This window comes from Sphingomonas rubra (assembly GCF_900115745.1).
In the GTDB taxonomy this organism is placed as follows: domain Bacteria; phylum Pseudomonadota; class Alphaproteobacteria; order Sphingomonadales; family Sphingomonadaceae; genus Sphingomonas; species Sphingomonas rubra.
Genome location: NZ_FOXP01000001.1, coordinates 354989 through 373671 on the forward strand (window position 1 = coordinate 354989; position 18683 = coordinate 373671).

The 18683-nt window shown below is 69.1% G+C and carries 17 protein-coding genes; 10 read left to right on the forward strand and 7 right to left on the reverse strand.

Annotated features, from left to right (window positions below; genetic code table 11):
• Positions 1 to 11: 11 nt before the first annotated feature.
• Positions 12 to 3512 carry a DNA polymerase III subunit alpha gene (dnaE, locus tag BM145_RS01725; RefSeq protein ID WP_093330471.1) on the reverse strand — a complete coding sequence of 1167 codons (3501 nt, stop codon included), beginning with the start codon at positions 3510 to 3512 and terminating at the stop codon, positions 12 to 14.
• A 92-nt stretch (positions 3513 to 3604) separates the two neighbouring features.
• Between dnaE and BM145_RS01730 the strand changes: the two genes are divergently transcribed.
• Entirely contained in the window at positions 3605 to 4192 is a 588-nt protein-coding gene (locus BM145_RS01730; protein WP_093330474.1) for an HdeD family acid-resistance protein, read from the forward strand.
• A gap of 166 nt (positions 4193 to 4358) precedes the next feature.
• On the opposite strand, the gene BM145_RS01735 is transcribed toward BM145_RS01730, so the two are convergent.
• The 4 genes from BM145_RS01735 to BM145_RS01750 form a co-directional block, all read right to left on the reverse strand.
• Complete coding sequence (locus BM145_RS01735; protein ID WP_093330476.1) at positions 4359 to 4841, reverse strand: glutathione peroxidase; 483 nt, start codon at positions 4839 to 4841, stop codon at positions 4359 to 4361.
• A complete protein-coding gene (locus BM145_RS01740; protein WP_177200049.1) occupies positions 4838 to 5428 on the reverse strand; it encodes a GNAT family N-acetyltransferase in 591 nt (196 codons plus the stop codon). Before BM145_RS01740 ends, BM145_RS01735 begins: the two co-directional genes overlap by 4 nt.
• Complete coding sequence (locus BM145_RS01745) at positions 5425 to 6069, reverse strand: ABC transporter ATP-binding protein (protein ID WP_245739010.1); 645 nt, start codon at positions 6067 to 6069, stop codon at positions 5425 to 5427. Before BM145_RS01745 ends, BM145_RS01740 begins: the two co-directional genes overlap by 4 nt.
• A 100-nt stretch (positions 6070 to 6169) precedes the next feature.
• Positions 6170 to 7420 carry a lipoprotein-releasing ABC transporter permease subunit gene (locus tag BM145_RS01750; protein ID WP_093330479.1) on the reverse strand — a complete coding sequence of 417 codons (1251 nt, stop codon included), beginning with the start codon at positions 7418 to 7420 and terminating at the stop codon, positions 6170 to 6172.
• 662 nt (positions 7421 to 8082) lie between these two features.
• Between BM145_RS01750 and BM145_RS01755 the strand changes: the two genes are divergently transcribed.
• Positions 8083 to 8553 carry an Hsp20 family protein gene (locus tag BM145_RS01755; RefSeq protein ID WP_093330481.1) on the forward strand — a complete coding sequence of 157 codons (471 nt, stop codon included), beginning with the start codon at positions 8083 to 8085 and terminating at the stop codon, positions 8551 to 8553.
• Positions 8554 to 8723: 170 nt separating this feature from the next.
• Here the strand turns inward: BM145_RS01755 and BM145_RS01760 are convergent, their stop codons facing one another.
• Entirely contained in the window at positions 8724 to 10373 is a 1650-nt protein-coding gene (locus BM145_RS01760; protein WP_093330484.1) for a CTP synthase, read from the reverse strand.
• A 98-nt stretch (positions 10374 to 10471) separates the two neighbouring features.
• Positions 10472 to 10876: a preprotein translocase subunit SecG gene (gene secG, locus BM145_RS01765; RefSeq protein WP_093330486.1), complete on the reverse strand. Its 405-nt coding sequence runs from the start codon at positions 10874 to 10876 to the stop codon at positions 10472 to 10474.
• A gap of 308 nt (positions 10877 to 11184) precedes the next feature.
• Here secG and BM145_RS01770 point away from each other — a divergent pair, with 308 nt between their 5' ends.
• The 8 genes from BM145_RS01770 to eda all read left to right on the forward strand — a co-directional run bounded on the left by BM145_RS01770 (position 11185) and on the right by eda (position 18683).
• Positions 11185 to 11511 carry a MarR family transcriptional regulator gene (locus tag BM145_RS01770; protein ID WP_093330846.1) on the forward strand — a complete coding sequence of 109 codons (327 nt, stop codon included), beginning with the start codon at positions 11185 to 11187 and terminating at the stop codon, positions 11509 to 11511.
• A gap of 52 nt (positions 11512 to 11563) precedes the next feature.
• Complete coding sequence (locus BM145_RS01775) at positions 11564 to 11836, forward strand: hypothetical protein (RefSeq protein WP_093330489.1); 273 nt, start codon at positions 11564 to 11566, stop codon at positions 11834 to 11836.
• Positions 11833 to 12762, forward strand: coding sequence for an N-acetyl-gamma-glutamyl-phosphate reductase (argC, locus tag BM145_RS01780; protein WP_093330492.1), 930 nt, complete (start codon positions 11833 to 11835; stop codon positions 12760 to 12762). Before BM145_RS01775 ends, argC begins: the two co-directional genes overlap by 4 nt.
• A gap of 10 nt (positions 12763 to 12772) precedes the next feature.
• Positions 12773 to 14236, forward strand: coding sequence for a glucose-6-phosphate dehydrogenase (gene zwf, locus BM145_RS01785; RefSeq protein WP_093330494.1), 1464 nt, complete (start codon positions 12773 to 12775; stop codon positions 14234 to 14236).
• A gap of 60 nt (positions 14237 to 14296) precedes the next feature.
• Positions 14297 to 15001 (forward strand): 6-phosphogluconolactonase, encoded by a 705-nt coding sequence (pgl, locus tag BM145_RS01790; RefSeq protein WP_093330497.1) that lies wholly within the window; start codon positions 14297 to 14299, stop codon positions 14999 to 15001.
• 162 nt (positions 15002 to 15163) lie between these two features.
• Entirely contained in the window at positions 15164 to 16975 is a 1812-nt protein-coding gene (edd, locus tag BM145_RS01795; protein WP_093330499.1) for a phosphogluconate dehydratase, read from the forward strand.
• 125 nt (positions 16976 to 17100) lie between these two features.
• Positions 17101 to 18069 carry a glucokinase gene (gene glk / locus BM145_RS01800; protein ID WP_093330502.1) on the forward strand — a complete coding sequence of 323 codons (969 nt, stop codon included), beginning with the start codon at positions 17101 to 17103 and terminating at the stop codon, positions 18067 to 18069.
• Entirely contained in the window at positions 18066 to 18683 is a 618-nt protein-coding gene (gene eda, locus BM145_RS01805; RefSeq protein ID WP_093330505.1) for a bifunctional 4-hydroxy-2-oxoglutarate aldolase/2-dehydro-3-deoxy-phosphogluconate aldolase, read from the forward strand. The genes glk and eda overlap by 4 nt, the downstream gene beginning before the upstream one ends.

Consider the following 18683-nt stretch of genomic DNA (forward strand, 5'->3'; position numbering starts at 1 on the left):
AGAAGAACAGGTCAGCCGACCAGCTTCAGCCTCGTCTCGGAGGTCTTCAGCTCGACGGCGGCGACACCGTGCAACGCCTCGATATGGCTGGCAAGCTCCGCGTCGAGCAGGAAGTCGCGGCCGAGCAGCACGGTCGCCTCGCCCGCATCGGTGCGCAGCTTGGCCCGGATCTCGCCGCGGGCGCCGCGATGTTGCGAGAGCAGGTCGGCGAGCAGGCCGAAGGCGGCGGGCGCCGTCACCGTGACCTCCACCACGAAGCGGGCGTTGGCGGCGAGCCCCTCGAACGGCTGGATGCGCTTGATCGAGACGCGAGGGCTCTCCTCGCCCGGACGGCGATCGAGTTCGACGGTGAGCAGCCCGCAGCCGCCGGCCCGCGCCGCCTCTTCCAGGTCGCGCGCGACCGCGTCGTCGAAGCAGGTGGCGATGAACTGGCCCGACGCGTCGGACATCTGCGCCATCATGTACCGCTTGCCCCGCGCCGAGGTGCGCCAGCGCGCATCCTCGACCAGCGCCGCCATGGTCGCGCCGGCACGGGTGCCGTCCTCCGGGATGCGGAGCTCGCCGAGCGACGCGAAGCTGCGCGCCCCGTGCATCTTGGCCAGGTGCGCGTGCCGGTCGACGGGATGGGCGGAGAAGTAGAAGCCGAACGCCTCCTTCTCCTGGTCCATGCGCTGCGACAACGTCCACTTGGCCGCCTGCGGCAGGCGGATCGTGTCGCCGGCGTGGCTGGCATCGCCGAACAGCCCGCCCTGCCCGCTGGTCTTCTGGTCGTGCGTGCGCGCGGCGACCGCCAGGATCGTCTCGGCAACCGCGTGGACGCCGGCACGGTTGTCGGCGAGACCGTCGAAGGCGCCGGCGGCGGCGAGCGTCTCCAGCTGCCGCTTGTTGAGCAGGCGCGGATCGACGCGGGTGGCGAGGTCGTCGAGGTTCTTGAACGCGCCCCGGTCGCGCTCGAGCACGAGCTTCTCCATCGCCCCTTCGCCCACCGACTTCAGCGCGCCCAGCGCGTAGCGGATGCCGAGCCCATCGCCCGTCGCCTCCACGTCGAAATCGGGCTGGCTGGCGTTGACGCACGGGGGCAGCAGCGTGACGCCGGCGCGGCGCGCGTCCTCCACGAAGATGCCGAGCTTATCGGTCAGCGCCATGTCGTAGCACATCGACGCGGCGTAGAATTCGTGCGGGTGATGCGCCTTCAGCCACGCCGTCTGATAGGCGAGCAGCGCGTAGGCGGCGGCGTGCGACTTGTTGAAGCCGTAGCCGGCGAACTTGTCGATCAGGTCGAACAGCTCGTTGGCCTTGGCCCGGCCGATGCCGTTGGCGGCCTGGCAGCCGTCGACGAAGGTGGCGCGCTGCGCGTCCATCTCCGCCTTGATCTTCTTGCCCATCGCGCGGCGCAGCAGGTCGGCGCCGCCCAGCGAGTAGCCGGCCAGCACCTGCGCGGCCTGCATCACCTGCTCCTGATAGACGAAGATGCCGTACGTCTCGGCCAGGATGCCTTCGAGCAGCGCGTGCGGATACTCGATCGGCTCGCTGCCCTGCTTGCGGCGGCCGAAGCTGGGGATGTTGTCCATCGGGCCGGGGCGATAGAGCGAGACGAGCGCGATGATGTCGCCGAAATTGGTCGGCCGGACGGCGGACAGCGTCCGGCGCATCCCCTCCGATTCCAGCTGGAACACGCCCACCGTGTCGCCGCGCTGGAGGAGCTTGTAGACTTCCGGGTCGTCCCACTCGAGCGCGTCGAGCTGCACCTCGATGCCGCGCTTGGCGAGCAGTTGCACCGCCTTCTGGAGGACCGACAGCGTCTTGAGGCCGAGGAAGTCGAACTTCACCAGCCCCGCGCCCTCGACATATTTCATGTCGAACTGCGTGACCGGCATGTCGGAGCGCGGGTCGCGATAGAGCGGGACGAGCTGGTTGAGCGGCCGGTCGCCGATGACGACGCCGGCGGCGTGGGTCGACGAGTGGCGGGGCAGCCCCTCCAGCTTCATCGCCAGGTCGACGAGGCGGCGCACCGCATTGTCGTTGGCATATTCGCGCGCGAAGTCGCTGACGCCGTTCAGCGTCCGCTCCAGCGTCCACGGATCGGTCGGGTGGTTGGGGATCAGCTTGGCGAGGCGATCGACCTGGCCGTAGCTCATCTGGAGGACCCGGCCGGTGTCCTTGAGCACGGCGCGCGCCTTCAGTTTCCCGAAAGTGATGATCTGCGCGACTTGGTCGCGGCCGTATTTCTCCTGGACGTAGCGGATCACCTCTCCCCGCCGGGTTTCGCAGAAGTCGATGTCGAAATCGGGCATCGACACGCGTTCCGGGTTGAGGAACCGCTCGAACAGCAGGCCGAGCGCGAGCGGGTCGAGATCGGTGATGGTCAGCGCCCAGGCGACCACCGAACCCGCGCCGGAGCCGCGACCCGGCCCTACGGGGATGTCGTGATCCTTGGCCCATTTGATGAAGTCGGCGACGATCAGGAAATAGCCGGGAAACCCCATCTGCACGATGACGTCGACCTCGAACGTCAGGCGGTCGCGATACTCGGCACGCCAATCGCCTTCGGGCTCGGGCTCTCCCTTCAAGGCGCGCAGTTCGGCGATGCGGTCGAGCCGCGCCTCCAGCCCGGCGGCGGCGTCGCGGCGGAGCATGTCGGCCTCGCCCGCCAGATCGCCGGCGAGCGTCGGCAGGATCGGCTTGCGGCTGGGCGCGGCGACGGCGCAGCGCTGCGCCACGACCAGCGTGTTGTCGATCGCCTCGGGCAGGTCGGCGAACAGCGTGCGCATCGCCTCGGCCGGCTTCAGCCAGGCGTCGGGGCAGGTGCGCGGGCGGTCCTCCGTCTCGACATAGGTGGAATGGGCGATGCACAACATGGCGTCGTGCGCGTCGCCGAACGCGGACTCCGCGAAGCAGCAGGGATTGGTCGCGACGATCGGCCATTCGCGGGCATAGGCGAGGTCGAGCAGCGCCTCCTCCGCCGCCTCCTCCACCGCGTCGCCGCGGCGGCACAGCTCGACGTAGAGCCGGTCGCCGAACATGCGCGACAGCGCGTCGGCATAGGCATGGGCACGGTCGGGCTGCCCCTCGGCGAACAGGCGGGCGAGCGCGCCCTCACCGCCGCCGGTCAGCGCGATCAGCCCATCGGCATGGGCGGCGAGCTTCTCCAGCGAGACGTGCGCCGCGTGCTCGATCGGGCGATCGAGATGCGCGGCCGACACCAGCGCGCAGAGATTATCGTAACCCCGGTCGTTCTGCGCGTAGAGCGCCACCCAGTCGACCACCGGCGCCGCGCCCTCCGGCATGCCCGGCCGGGCGACGCCCAGCATGGTGCCGATCACCGGCTGCACGCCGTCCTTTCTCGCCGCATCGGAGAAGGCCATCGCCGCGTAGAGACCGTTGCGGTCGGTCAGCGCCGCGGCGGGGAAGCTGGCCGCCTTGGCCGCCTTGGCGATCGCCTTGGGCTCGATGGCGCCGTCCAGCATCGTGTAGCAGGAGAAGATGCGGAGCGGCACAAAGGCGGAATGCATGGTCCCGCCCTACCCGCGCGCGCCTGATTCGACCAGTGCGGAACCGGCCATGAAGCGCGTCGTTTCGCTGGCGTAAGCAGCAGGAGGACTCCATGACCGACACCTTTCGCGATCCCGGCGCGGCGGGGAGTGCCCCTCTCGCGCGGGCGGGTGCGGGCTGGGGATGGATCCTCGCCTACGGCATCCTCTCGGTGCTGCTCGGCGTCGCCGCCTTCGTCTGGCCGTTCGCGGCGACCTACGCGGCGACGCTGGTGATCGGCGCCTTCTTCATCGCGGCGGGCGCGCTGTCGATCGGCGCGGGCGTGTTCGGCCGCGGGCACGAAGGGCGCGGGTATCAGATCGGCTTCGGCATCCTCTCGCTCGTCATCGGCCTGATCCTGGCGTTCGAGCCGGCGACCGGCGCCTTGTCGCTGACGCTGCTCGTCGCGGTGTGGCTGGGCGTGCGCGGCGCGATGGAGCTTGGCTTCGGGTTCCGCATGCGGCGCGGCAAGGCGGCGATGGTGGTGCTGGGGCTGATCGACGTGATCCTGGCGATCGTCGTGCTCGCCACGCTGCCCTTCTCCGCGCTGACGCTGCCCGGCTTCATCCTGGGCATCAGCTTCCTGCTTGGCGGCATCGCGGCGATCTCGTCGGCGCTGCACCACAAGAAGGGCGAGCCGGCATTCGCAGTGCCGGCTTAGGGCGGATCGACATTCAACGCTGCGCCTCATCATCCACCCCGGCGAAGGCCGGGGTCCAGCTGGAGAACGCGAACGGTCGGTCGTCGCACCTCTTCCACGACCTTCCCGACTGGACCCTGGCCTTCGCCGGGGTGGAAAAATGCCGAATGTCGATCCGTCCTAACTCTCAGCCGAGCAGCCGCTCGATTTCGGCGGCGAGGTCTTCGGGCTTGGTCGTCGGGGCGTGGCGGGTGACGGTCTCGCCATCGCGGGAGACCAAGAACTTGGTGAAGTTCCACTTGATCGCCTTGGACCCCAGCAGCCCCGGCGCCGCGGCCTTCAGCGCCTCGAACAGCGGGGCGGCGCCGGAGCCGTTCACCTCCACCTTGGCGAGGATCGGGAAGGTCACGTCGTAGCTGGTGGAGCAGAAGGTCGCGATCTCCGCCGCGTCGCCGGGTTCCTGCGCACCGAACTGGTTGCAGGGAAAGCCGAGCACCACCAAGCCGCGATCGGCGAAGCGGCGGTGCAGCGCCTCCAATCCCCGATATTGCGGCGTGAAGCCGCAGCGCGAGGCGGTGTTGACGATCAACAGCACCTTGCCCGCGTGATCGGCAAGCGGCCTCGATCCACCGTCGGCGGTGCGGACGTGGTGATCGGTCACGATACTCATCGATGTTTCGCCAGCAGATGGTGGAGGTTCTGCCGGACGCCCGGCCACTCGCGATCGAGCACCGAGTAGACCACGGTGTCGCGCAACCGGCCCTCGCTGATCTGATGATTGCGCAGCACGCCGTCGCGCTTGGCGCCGATCCGCTCGATCGCGGCCTGGCTGCGACGGTTGAGCGCGTCCGTCCTGATCTGCACGGAGCGGCAGTCGAGCAGGTCGAAGGCGTGGCCGAACAGCAGCAGCTTCGCCTCGGTGTTGACGCCGGTGCGCTGCACGCGCGTCGCGTAGAAGGTGCCGCCGACGTCGAGCCGGCGATGCGCCTCGTTCATCCGCATCAGCCGCGTCGTGCCGACCACCTTGCCGTCCGGCAGCGCCACCGCGAAGAGCAACGCGCGGCCCGCCGCCTCGTCCGCCCGCGCCGCGGCGAGCCACCGATCGGCGTGCTTCAGCTGCGACACGCTGGCGTAGAAAATGTCCCACAGGTCGTCTGCGCGCGCCGCCTCGACCAGCGCGGGCAGGTCGTCGTCGGCGAGCGGACGCAGCGTGACGTGACGCCCGACCAGCGTCGGCGTGTCACGCCAGGCGCTCACGCCAGCACGCCCTCGTGCAGGCGGACGACGCGATCCATCTTGGCCGCCAGTCGCTCGTTATGCGTCGCGACCAGCGCGGCCGAGCCCTCGCCGCGCACCAGGCGCAGGAACTCCGCCAGCACGACGTCGGCGGTATGCTCGTCGAGGTTGCCGGTCGGCTCGTCCGCCAGCACCAGCGCGGGGCGGTTCGCAAGCGCGCGGGCGACGGCCACGCGCTGCTGCTCACCGCCCGACAGCTGGCTGGGCCGATGCGTCAGCCGGTGGCCGAGGCCGAGATGGGTGAGCAGGTCGGTGGCGCGTGCGTCCGCCGCCGCGCGGGTGGCGCCGTGGACGAGCTGCGGCAGAACAACGTTCTCGGTCGCGTTGAAATCGGGCAGCAGGTGGTGGAACTGGTACACGAAGCCCAGGCTGTCGCGACGCACGATCGTGCGGCCGTGCGCATCGAGCTTCGCCGCCTCCGCCCCGGCGATGCGGATCGATCCCTCGAATCCGCCCTCCAGCAGGCCGACCGCCTGGAGAAGGGTCGACTTGCCCGATCCGGAAGGACCGAGCAGCGCGACGATCTCGCCCGGCGCCACGCGCAGGTCGACGCCGCGCAGCACGTGGATGGTCTCGCCGCCCTGCGTGAAGCTGCGCGCCAGGCCAGCGGTCTGGAGTACCGCGTCGCCGTCGGACGCGGCGAAGCCACGCCCTATGGCGCCGCTCCGTTCGTGCCGGCCGTTCTCGGCTTTGCCTTCGAACTCACTCATACCGCAGCACCTGCACAGGATCGGTACTCGCCGCCTTCCACGCCGGGTAGAGCGTGGCGAGGAACGAGAAGACCAGCGCCATCGACGCGATCACCACGATCTCGACCGGATCGGTCTTCGACGGCAGCTCGGTCAGGTAGCGGATCGACGGGTCCCACAGATTCTGGCCGGTGACGAGCTGGACGAAGTTCACCACGCCCTGGCGATAGAAGAGGAACACCGCCCCCAGCGCCAACCCGGCGACCGTGCCCAGCGCGCCGATCGTCGTGCCCACCACCATGAAGATGCGCATCAACCCGCCCCTGGTCGCGCCCATGGTGCGCAGGATGGCGATGTCGCGCGTTTTGGCGCGGACCAGCATGATGAGCGACGACAGGATGTTGAACACCGCCACCAGGATGATGATCGACAACACGGTGAACATCGCCACCCGCTCCACCGCCAGCGCCTCGAACAGCTGCGCGTTCATGCTGCGCCAGTCGCTCACCACCGCGCCGCCGCCGAGCTTGTCGGCGAGCGGCCGCAGGATCTCGCCCACCCGGTCGGCATCGGTGGTCACCACCTCGATCATCCCCACCGTGTCGCCCATCAGCAGCAGCGTCTGGGCGTCCTCGATCGGCATCACCACGTACGCCTTGTCATAATCGTAGATGCCGATCTCGAAGATCGCCGCCACACGGTAGCTGACGATGCGCGGCACCGTGCCGAACGGCGTCGACTGCCCCTGCGGGCTGAACAGCGATATCTCCGAGCCGACCTGCGCGCCCAGCGCCTCGGCCAGGCGGCTGCCGATCGCGACGTTGCCGCTGCCCGGCGTCAGACGATCGAGCGAACCGACGATCACCTTGCCGCCCAGCGTCTGGTTGGAGCGGATGTCGGCCACGCGCATGCCGCGCACCAGCACCGCCTCCGACCGGCCATTATAGGTGGCGGCCAGGGGCTGATCGATCAGCGGCACCGCGCGGGTGACGCCGGGCGTGGCGCGCGCCTGTGCCAGCACCTCCTGCCAGTTCGGCAGCCGCCCGCCGTAACCCTGCACCACCGCGTGGCCGTTCAGCCCGACGATCTTGTCGAACAGCTCGGCGCGAAAGCCGTTCATCACGCTCATCACGATGACCAGCGCGGCGACGCCCAGCATCACCGCCACCAGGCTGATCGAGGCGACGAGGAAGATGAACGCCTCCCCCTTGCCCGGCAGCAGATAGCGGCGGGCGATCATGCGTTCGTACGGAGAGAGGATCATGTCGTTGTCGTCCTAGGCGGCGGGCGCACACGAAGCAACCGACCACCCCTATGTTGCCGCGAATCCACACCAGGCCTGTAATCGTGTCATGGATGCCGCAAGGGCCGTGACAAAGGCGGTGCGGTTACCGTAGCAACAACCTCGCTGAGACACAGGCAACGGCCGTGGTTCGGGGAACAGCTCTTACGCCCGCCGACAAGGCTGGAGCGGGAGCGGAAAAGATGGGGGCTGACGAACGATCGTCACGCAGGCGCCCGGATCGGCAACGGTCCGGGCGTTTGCCGTTCCGGGCACCGCAGGTCATGCCGGCGAGAAGTCGGAGCTTCCACACTGACGACCCCTCGTCGGCGATCGACCAATTAGATTAATGCGGATTAACTCAGGCTGACTGTTCGCGAGCGTCGTCGTGCCTTCGCGGCCGGCGCAGCACCTGGATTTGGTCGACCTTGATGAAGTCGAACGTCGCCGGGGCAGTGCGGATCTGGTCGACGCAGATGCCGACGCCCTGCTCGTTTCCTCTAATTCTCCGCAGGTTAGCCCCTTGAAGTGGCGACGAGCTGCCTCATATCGGCGACGTACGGTGCCGCTGGCGGATCGTACATGGGCATCGCGCACCCGCGGATGCCGTCATCATCAAACTATCGCTCATGCGAGGAATAGTTATGCGACTTGACCTGACCCCCTATCGCCGCTCGACCATCGGCTTCGACCGGCTGTTCGATCTGCTGGAGACGAACGCGCGCGCGTCATCGGCGGAGAACTACCCCCCCTTCAATCTCGAGCGCGTCGCCGACGATCGCTATCGCATCACGCTCGCGGTGGCAGGCTTCTCCCGCGAAGAGATCGAGATCACCGCGCAGCAGAACCTGCTGCTCGTCGCCGGCAAGAAGGACCCGGCATCGCCGAATGCGAGCTTCCTCCATCTCGGCATCGCCAATCGCTCGTTCGAGCGTCGCTTCGAGCTGGCCGACTTCGTCTTCGTCGAGGACGCGCGGCTCAACGACGGCCTGCTCGTGATCGATCTGGTCCGCGAGGTGCCGGAGGCGATGAAGCCGAAGAACATCGCGATCCGCACCGGCGTGCCGCTCGCCGCCGTCGAGGCTCCGGCTGCCGACGAAGCGAAGGCCGCCTAACCAGTTCGGCGCCTGTTGCTCCCTTTTCCAGGCGTCGTCGGAGCGCCCGGGCCGCAAGGTCCGGGCGCTTTCTTTCGTGTCGCAACAGGTGGCCACGAGCGCCTGGGAGGATCACGACCGTGGCGGGAACCCGCCTAGCGCGGGATGAAAGCAATGCCCCCCGCGCCCGACTACACCAACCGGCTCTGCTTCACCGCCGCGCCGATGAAGCTGGCGAACAGCGGGTGCGGGTCGAAGGGTTTGCTCTTCAGCTCGGGATGGAACTGGACGCCGACGAACCAGGGGTGATCGGGCCGCTCCACGATCTCGGGCAGGGTGCCGTCGGGCGACAGGCCGCTGAACACCAGCCCCCCCTTCTCCAGCGCTTCGCGATAATGGGTGTTGACCTCGTAGCGGTGGCGGTGCCGCTCGGAGATGGTGGTGGTGCCGTAGATCGAGGCGACGACGCTGTTGCCCGCGAGACTCGCCTCGTAGGCGCCGAGCCGCATCGTGCCACCCAGGTCGCCCTCCGCCGCGCGCTTTTCCAGCCCTTCGCGCCCCATCCACTCGGTGATGAGGCCGACCACCGGCTCCTCGGTCGGCCCGAACTCGGTCGACGATGCGTGCGCGATGCCGGCGAGGTCGCGCGCGCCCTCGATACACGCCATCTGCATGCCGAAGCAGATGCCGAAATACGGGATCTTGCGCTCGCGCGCGAAGCGGATCGCGGCGATCTTGCCCTCCGCGCCGCGCTCGCCGAAAGCACCGGGCACCAAAATCGCGTCGCACGGCTCCAGCTGGCCTGCGATGTCGCCGTCCTCGCCCTCGAACAGCTCCGCGTCGATCCAGCGCACGTCGACCTTCACCCGGTTGGCGATGCCGCCATGGACCAGCGCCTCGTTCAGCGACTTGTACGCGTCCTGCAGCCCGACATATTTGCCGACCACGCCGATCGTCACCGTGCCTTGCGGGTTGAACAGCCGCTCGACGATCTCCGTCCAGCGCGACAGATCGGGGGAAGCACCGGGCTCGATCCCGAAGGCGCGCAGCACCTCCGCGTCCAGCCCCTCGGCATGATATTGCAGTGGCACCGCGTAGATGCTCTTGGCGTCGAGCGCAGGAATGACGGCACTGGCGGGCACGTTGCAGAATTGCGCGATCTTGGCGCGCTCCGATGGCGGCAGCGGATGCTCGCAGCGGCACACCAGCACGTCGGGCGCGACGCCGAGCGCGGCGATCTCGCGCACCGAGTGCTGCGTTGGCTTGGTCTTCAGCTCGCCCGCCGCCGCGATGTACGGGACCAGCGTCACGTGGACGCTGATCGAGCGGCCGCGGCCGAGCTCGTTCTTCAGCTGGCGGATCGCCTCGATGAAGGGCAGCGACTCGATATCGCCCACCGTGCCGCCGATCTCGCACAGGACGAAATCCAATTCCTGGCCGTCATCGTCGACCGTGTCGGCCTGCGCGAACGCCTTGATCGCGTCGGTGACGTGCGGGACGACCTGCACCGTCGCGCCCAGGTAATCGCCGCGCCGCTCGCGCTGGATGATCTGCTGGTAGATGCGGCCCGAGGTGACGTTGTCCGACTGGTGCGCCGCCACCCCGGTGAACCGCTCGTAATGGCCGAGGTCGAGGTCCGTCTCCGCGCCGTCGTCGGTGACGTAGACCTCGCCGTGCTGGTACGGGCTCATCGTGCCCGGATCGACGTTGAGGTACGGATCGAACTTCCTGATCCGCACCCGGTAGCCGCGCGCCTGCAACAGCGCCGCGAGGGAGGCCGCCATCAGGCCCTTGCCGAGCGACGAGACCACGCCGCCGGTGATGAAGATGTACCGCGCCATGGGAGAAACCGCCTAGCTGGGGATTGGGGCAGATGAAAGACGCGAAGCAGCGCCGCGCGTGCCGGTGGCGCGCGCGTCGATCATGCTCGCGAACAGGATCAGTTGGCGATCGGGACCGCGGAATTGTCGGTGGGGCTGCCCGGGCCGACCGCCGCGGGCTGGCCAGCGCCCGTCGTGACGCGACCATCGGCGGGCGTGTTGGGCACCGCGTCCGCGGTCGGCGCCGGGCCGTTCACCGCCGAGACGGGACGCGCCAGCGAGGTGTCGATGGTATCGACCCGGCGGCTGGCGGCGTAGATCGACAGGCCGATCGCCATCACCACGAACATTGTCGCCAGCACCGCGGTCGCGCGCGTCAGGAAGTCGGCCGCGCCGCGCGCCGACATCAGGCCTGACGGGCTGCCGCCCATGCCCAGGCCGCCGCCCTCCGAACGCTGCATCAGGATCACGGTGACGAGCGCCGCGGCGATGATGGCATGGATGACGAGAAGGAATGCGAACATGGGGGACAACGACCCGCGTAAGGGATGAAGCGGCGCACATAGGCGAGGGCCGCGGATCGATCAACCGAACTGGTGACCCATCCCATTCCGTCATGCCGGGCTTGTCCCGGCAGCCGGAGCCACGGGCGTAATCGCTGCTCGATCCTGGCTGCCGGAACGAGCCGGCCATGACGAGCGAAACCTTAACGAAGCGCGGAAACATGCCGGACGCCAAGGCGTTATGTCCGCGAAACGAATCCCCCCAACGGGGCCCAACAGTCGGAAACGAGCCCGTGGCCACGCACGACCCGCAAACGCTGTCGATCTGGATGACCGCCTTGGTCGATTACGTCCGCTCGGGCGAGCCGGATCTCACCAACCGGCAGATGGCGCTGCTGCTGCTGGTCTATCTGAAACCGGGGCCGCACACGGTGCGCGGCCTGGCGCGCGCGCTCAACGTCTCCAAGCCGGTCGTGACCCGCGCCTTGAACAGGCTGGGCGCGCTCGGCTATCTGCGCCGGCAGCGCGACGACAGCGACAAGCGCAACATCTTCGTCGCGCGCACGTCGGAAGGGGCAGATTTTCTTGAAGAGTTCGGACAGTTCATCGGCGACGGCGAGCCCCAGCGCCCCCCTCTCCGGCACGCCGCCGCGTAAGGCGTTCGCGCTTTCCGGACGCTCGATCTCGCTCGATCCGCTCACCCACGCCGTGCGTCCCGATCTCGCCGACATGCGGCTCGCCGACCGTGTCTTCGCGCCCCACTACGCGCAGGCCGTATCCCGCCGCCTTCGTGAGCCGACGACGCTGCGCGAAGCGCGCGACCCCGCCTCGCCCGCGCTCGTCACGCTGGATGCCGGTGCCTCGTTCGAGCTGCTCGACCTGATCGGCGACGATGCCTGGGGCGTCGCGCCGACCGCCGGTCTGGTCGGGTATCTACCCGCCGCCACGCTGGCGCCGCTGCCGGCGGCGGCCGGGTCGTGAGTCCCCCTGTCACTCCCACCGTCTTCATCGATGGCGCGGCCGGCACGACGGGGCTGGAGATCGCCGAGCGGCTTTCCGCGCGCACCGACCTGACCGTCGCCACCCTGGCCGAGGATCGCCGCAAGGATGCCGCCGCCCGTGCGGAGGCGATCAACGACGCCGATTTCGTCATCCTCTGCCTGCCCGACGACGCCGCGCGGGAGGCGATCGCGCTGATCCGCAACGACCGCACCCGCGTCATCGACGCGTCCTCCGCCCATCGTGTCGCGCCGGACTGGACCTACGGCTTTCCCGAGCTGGTCGGTCGCGACCGCGTCGCGGCTGCCGCGCGCGTGTCGAACCCCGGCTGTTACCCGACCGGCTTCCTGGCGCTCGTCGCGCCGCTGGTGCGCGCCGGCCTGATCCCGGCGGACTGGCCGCTCACCGTCCACGCCGCGTCGGGCTATTCGGGCGGTGGCAAGGCGATGGTGGCGGAGTATCAGAACGCCGGCGCCCCCGCCTTTCGCGCCTACGCGCTCGGCCTCGGCCACAAGCATCTGCCCGAGATGACCGTGCACGCCGGCCTCGCCCATCCGCCGATCTTCGCGCCGGCGGTGGCGGACACCTATCGCGGCATGCTGGTCGAGGTGCCGCTCCACCTGCGCGCGCTTCCCGCCAAGCCGTCGCCCGCGCAGCTCCACGACGCGCTCGCCGCCGCCTATGCCGGCCAGCCGCTCGTCACCGTCGCGGAGCCGTCGCCGGTGGTCACGATCGAGGAGAACGCCGGTACCGACCGGCTGACCCTGCGCGTCTGCGCCGATGCCGATGGCGACCAGGCGCGCCTGGTCGCCACGCTCGACAATCTCGGCAAGGGCGCGGGCGGCGCCGCGGTGCAGAACCTCAATCTCATGGCGGGGCTCGATCCCCTCGCCGGCCTCATCGTCTAGGGAGAACCCGATGACCCGCGATCCCGTCGCCCAGCTGCTGCTGTTCGGTGCCACCGGCGACCTCGCCCGGCGCATGTTGCTGCCCTCGCTGTTCAACCTCCACGCGGACGGGCTGCTGCCCGAGGCGTTCGTCATCACCGGCGCGGCGCGGCAGGACATCGACGACGCGGGCTATGCCACGATGGCGCGCGAGGCGCTGGGCGAGTTCCTGCCCGACGACCGTAAGGACGACGCCAAGATCGACTCGTTCGTCGCGCGCCTCCGCTATCAGGCGTGCGACCTGTCCGATCCGAAGAGCTTCCCGTCGCTGGCGGAGAAGGTCGGCGACGTGTCGGGCGGGCTCGCCATCTACCTGTCCACCGCGCCGTCGCTGTTCGAATCCGCGATCGAGGGGCTGCAATCGGTCAACCTCACCGGCGACACCGTGCGCGTCGGGCTGGAAAAGCCGCTCGGCTACGACCTGCCGTCGAGTCAGGAGATCAACGACACCGTCGCGCGCGCCTTTCCGGAGACGCGCATCTTCCGCATCGACCATTATCTCGGCAAGGAGACGGTGCAGAACATCCTCGCACTCCGCTTCGGCAATTCCTTCTTCGAGCCGGTGTGGAACGCGCGCGGCATCGACAACGTCCAGATCACCATCGCCGAGACGGTCGGGCTGGAGGATCGCGCCGGCTATTACGAGGGCGCCGGCGCGCTGCGCGACATGGTGACCAACCACATCCTGCAACTGCTCGCCCTGATCGCGATGGAGCCGCCCGCGCGGTTCGACAAGGACGACGTACGCGACGAGAAGGCGAAGGTGTTCCGCTCGCTCCGCCCGATCGCGCCGGAGGAGTCGCAGGCGCAGACCGTCACCGGCCAGTATTTCGGCGGCGCGGTCGGCGGCAAGATCGTGCGCGGCTACGACGAGGAGTTGGGCTACGATTCGGACGTCGAGACCTTCGTCGCGATCAAGGCGCACGTCGATAATTGGCGCTGGCAGGGCGTCCCCTTCTATCTCCGCACCGGCAAGCGCATGGCCAAGCGGCAGAGCGAGATCGCGATCCAGTTCAAGCCCGTGCCCCACTCGATGTTCGCCGGCCGCGGTGGCCTGCTCCAGCCCAACACGCTCGTCATCCGCCTCCAGCCCGACGAGACGATCGAGCTTCTGGTGATGGCCAAGGAACCCGGCCTCGACCGCGACGGCGTGCGGTTGCGCGAGGTGCCGCTGAAGCTCAGCCTTGACAGCGAATTCTCCGGCCAGCGCCGCCGCATCGCCTACGAACGCCTGCTGCTCGACCTGATCGAGGGCGACCAGACGCTGTTCGTCCGCCGCGACGAGGTGGAGGCGCAGTGGCGCTGGACCGACGCGATCCGCGCCGGCTGGGCCGCCAACGGCACCAAACCGAAACATTATCCCGCCGGCACCTGGGGGCCCTCGGCCGCCATCGCGCTCACCGAGCGCGACGGGGTGACCTGGCAGGACGATTGAACATGCCCCCGCCGTTCGCTCAGCACGAACGGGGTCGGGCGAGAACAAAGGATTGTTGGAATGACCGAGATCGAATGGTGGGAATATGACGACGCGGCCGAACTGGCCGACGCCGTCGCGGGCGACATCCAGTTCGTCATCGAATCGGCGCTCGATGCGCGCGGCTCGGCGGTGATCGCGCTGGCGGGGGGCAAGACGCCCTTCCCCGCCTACGAGAAGCTGGCCAAGGCCAAGCTCGACTGGAAGAAGGTGACGATCATTCCCGGCGACGAACGCATCGTGCCGCTCGGCGACAAGCTGTCGAACGTCACCGCACTCGCCAAGATATTCCTACCAAAGGGCGCGCGCGTCATGCCGATCGTGCCGGAGGCGACCGCCGACTACAAGGCCGCCGGCCGTTCGGCGGATGCCTTGATGCAGGATCTCCACTGGCCGCTCGACTTCTGCCTGCTCGGCGTTGGCAGCGACGGCCACACCGCCTCCATCTTCCCCGGCGTCGACTACGACGAGGCACTGAACGGGCCCAAGGAACGCCGCGCGCTCGGCGTTATGCCCGAGTCCTTGCCGCCCGAGGCGCCCGTCGCGCGCGTCACCCTGTCGCGCGCTGCCATCGCCTCGTCCAAGGCGCTGATGATCGCCGTCACCGGCGACGCCAAGCGCAAGCTGCTCGAACAGGCGATCGAGCAGGGGCCGTCGTCACCCTACCCGATCGGTCGCGTCCTCGCCGATGTAGAACTACCGATCGACATCCACTGGGCTCCGTAACCCTCGCGTCATGCCGGGCTCGTCCCGGCATCCAGGGTCAAGCAGCGCGGTGTTCGCGGCCCTGGATGCCGGGAGCCGGGACGAGCCCGGCATGACGGTTGCGAATTGAATACGTAAGCCGACGGTCTTCGCGCTTGCGGAAAGTTGCTCTACGGTCGAACGATGCATCCTGAAGTCCTCGCCGTAACCGATCGCATCGTCGAGCGCTCGCGCCGCACCCGCCGTGCCTACCTCGACCTGCTCGACCGCGAGCGCGAGACCCAGATCCGCCGTCCCGCGCTGGGCTGTGCCAACCTCGCTCACGCCTATGCCGGCACTGACGAGGATCGCGACGCCATGCGCGCCGACCGCGGCATGAACATCGGCATCGTCACCGCCTACAACGACATGCTGTCGGCGCACGCCGTCTACTATCGATATCCCGAACTCATGAAGGTCTGGGCGCGCGAGGCCGGCGCCACCGCTCAGGTCGCGGGCGGCGTCCCCGCGATGTGCGACGGCGTGACGCAGGGCTACGCCGGCATGGAGCTGTCGCTGTTCAGCCGTGATACCATCGCCCTCTCCACCGCCGTCGCGCTCAGCCACGGCACGTTCGAGGGTGCGGCGCTGCTCGGCATCTGCGACAAGATCGTGCCGGGCCTGCTGATGGGCGCGCTCCGCTTCGGCCACCTGCCGATGATCCTGATCCCCGGCGGCCCGATGCCGACCGGCATCGCCAACAAGGCCAAGGCCGCGGTCCGCGAGCGCTACGCCGTTGGCGACTGCACGCGCGAGGAGCTGCTGGAGGCGGAAATCGCCGCCTATCACGGCAAGGGGACCTGCACCTTCTACGGCACCGCCAACACCAACCAGATGATGATGGAAGTGATGGGCCTGCACATGCCGGGTGCCGCCTTCGTCAATCCAGGCACCAAGTTGCGCCAGGAACTCACCCGCGCCGCCGTCCACCGCCTCGCCGAGATCGGCCAGCGCGGCGACGATTACCGGCCGATCGGCGCGTGCGTCGACGAGCGGTCGATCGTCAACGCGGCGGTCGGCCTGCTGGCGACGGGCGGCTCGACCAATCACCTGCTCCACCTGCCCGCCATCGCGCGCGCAGCGGGCATCGTCATCGATTGGGAGGATTTCGACCGCCTGTCCGCCGCCGTGCCGCTGATCGCGCGAGTCTATCCCAATGGGTCGGCCGACGTGAACGGCTTCGAGGCGGCGGGCGGCATGCCCTTCGTCATCCGCGAGCTGATCGGCAGCGGCCACCTCCACCCCGACATCATGACCGTCGCCGGTGACGGCCTCGCCGCCTATGGCGAGAAGCCGGTGCTGGACGGCGACGCGCTCGCCTGGACCGATCCAGGCCCGAGCGGCGACGAGACGATCCTGCGCACCCCCGCCGCCCCCTTCTCGCCCGACGGCGGCATGCGCATCCTGCAAGGCAATGTCGGCCGCGCCTGCATCAAGGTGTCCGCCGTCGAGCGCGACCGCTGGGTGGTCGAGGCGCCCGCGCGCGTGTTCCACGATCAGGCCGACGTGCTCGCCGCCTTCCAGGCCGGCGAGCTGGAGCAGGACGTGGTCGTCGTCGTCCGCTTCCAGGGCCCGCGCGCCAACGGCATGCCCGAGCTCCACAAGCTCACGCCAGCGCTCGGCGTTCTCCAGAACCGCGGCTTCCGCGTCGCGCTCGTCACCGACGGCCGCATGTCGGGGGCGAGCGGCAAGGTGCCCGCCGCCATCCACTGCTCGCCCGAGGCGCTGCTCGGCGGCGCGATCGGCCTGATCCGCGACGGCGACATGGTGCGCGTCGACGCGGTCGCCGGCACGCTCGACGTGCTGGTCGACGCCGACGTGCTGGCCGCGCGCGAACCTGCCGCCTCGCCACCGCCGGGCAGCGGCATGGGTCGCGAACTGTTCGGGCTGTTTCGCGGACACGCCAACGAGGCGGAGAAGGGCGCGTCGGCGGTGCTGGCGGGCGCGGGCTTTTAACACCCCGTCACCCCGAGCCCCTCGATAAACTCAGGAGAGCCTTGACCCGCGGTCCAGGGTCAAGCAGCGCTGCGCTCGTGGCTCTGGATGCCGGGACGAGCCCGGCATGACGGAGGGAGAGAAGAATGCAGGTCGTCGCAGTCGACATCGGGGGCACCCACGCGCGCTTTGCCATCGCCGAGGTGGAGGGCGGTCGCGTCATCTCGCTCGGCGACGTATCGACCCAGAAGACCGCCGAGCACGCCTCACTCCAGACCGCTTGGCAGGCGTTCGCGGCGGAGCGGGGCGGCACCCTGCCCCCGGCTGCCGCGCTGTCGATCGCCTCGCCGATCACCGGCGACGTCATCCGCCTGACCAACAATCCCTGGGTGATCCGCCCCTCGCTGATCCCCGAGCGGCTGGGCGCGCCGACCTGGACCATCATCAACGATTTCGGCGCCGTCGGCCACGCCGTCGCGCAGCTGCCGCAGGACCAGTTCGTCCATCTCTGCGGCCCTGACCGCGAGCTTCCCGCGCAGGGCGTCACCACCGTCTGCGGCCCCGGCACCGGTCTCGGCGTCGCACAGGTCTTCAAGACCGACGGCGCCTACCACATCCTCCCCACCGAGGGCGGCCACATCGATTTCGCGCCGCACGACGCGATCGAGGACGCCTTCGTCCGCCGCCTGCGGAAAGTCTTCACCCGCGTCTCGGCCGAGCGGATCGTAGCCGGTCCCGGTATCGTCGCCATCTACGAGACGCTCGCCAACATGGAAGGCCGCGCCGTGCACGAGCGCGAGGACAAGGAGATCTGGGCCGAAGCGCTGGAAGGGACCGACTCGATCGCCCTCGCCGCGCTCGACCGCTTCTGCCTCGCGCTCGGCTCCGTCGCGGGCGACCTGGCGCTGGCACACGGGGCCAAGGGCGTCGTCATCGCCGGCGGTCTCGGCCTGCGCATCAAGGACAAGCTCCTCCGTTCCGGCTTCGACCAGCGCTTCGTCGCCAAGGGACGCTTCCAGTCGATGATGGCCGCGATCCCGGTCAAGCTCATCACCCATCCCCAGCCCGGCCTCTTCGGCGCCGCCGCCGCCTTTGCCCAGGAACACGCCCGATGACCGACACGTCCCGCGACATTCTGGCCATCATGCGCACCAGCGCGGTGATCCCCGTGCTCGTCATCGACGACGCCGTGATCGCCCGTCCGCTCGCCGAGGCGCTGGTCGCCGGTGGCCTCAAGGTGCTGGAAGTGACGATGCGAACCCCTGCCGCGCTCGACGCCATCGCGGAGATGAAGAAGGTCGACGGCGCGATCGTCGGCGCCGGCACCGTGGTCAACACCGACCAATTCGAGCAGGTGATGGCAGCGGGCGCCGAGTTCATCGTCTCCCCCGGCCTCTCCGAGCGGCTGGGCGAGGTGATCGTCCGGTCGGGCGTGCCCTACCTCCCCGGCGTCGCCACCGCGGGCGACATCATGCGCGGCCTCGACCTCGGGCTCACCCATTTTAAATTTTTCCCGGCCGAGACCAGCGGCGGCCTGCCCGCGCTGAAGGCGCTCGCCGCCCCCTTCAACCAGTGCCGCTTCTGCCCCACCGGTGGCATCACCGAGGCGACCGCGCGCGACTGGCTCGCCCTCGGCCCCGTCGAGTGCGTCGGCGGCAGCTGGGTGACCGGCGGCACCATGGCCGAGGTGGAGATGAAAGCGCGCGCCGCGGCAGCGCTGCGTTCCTGA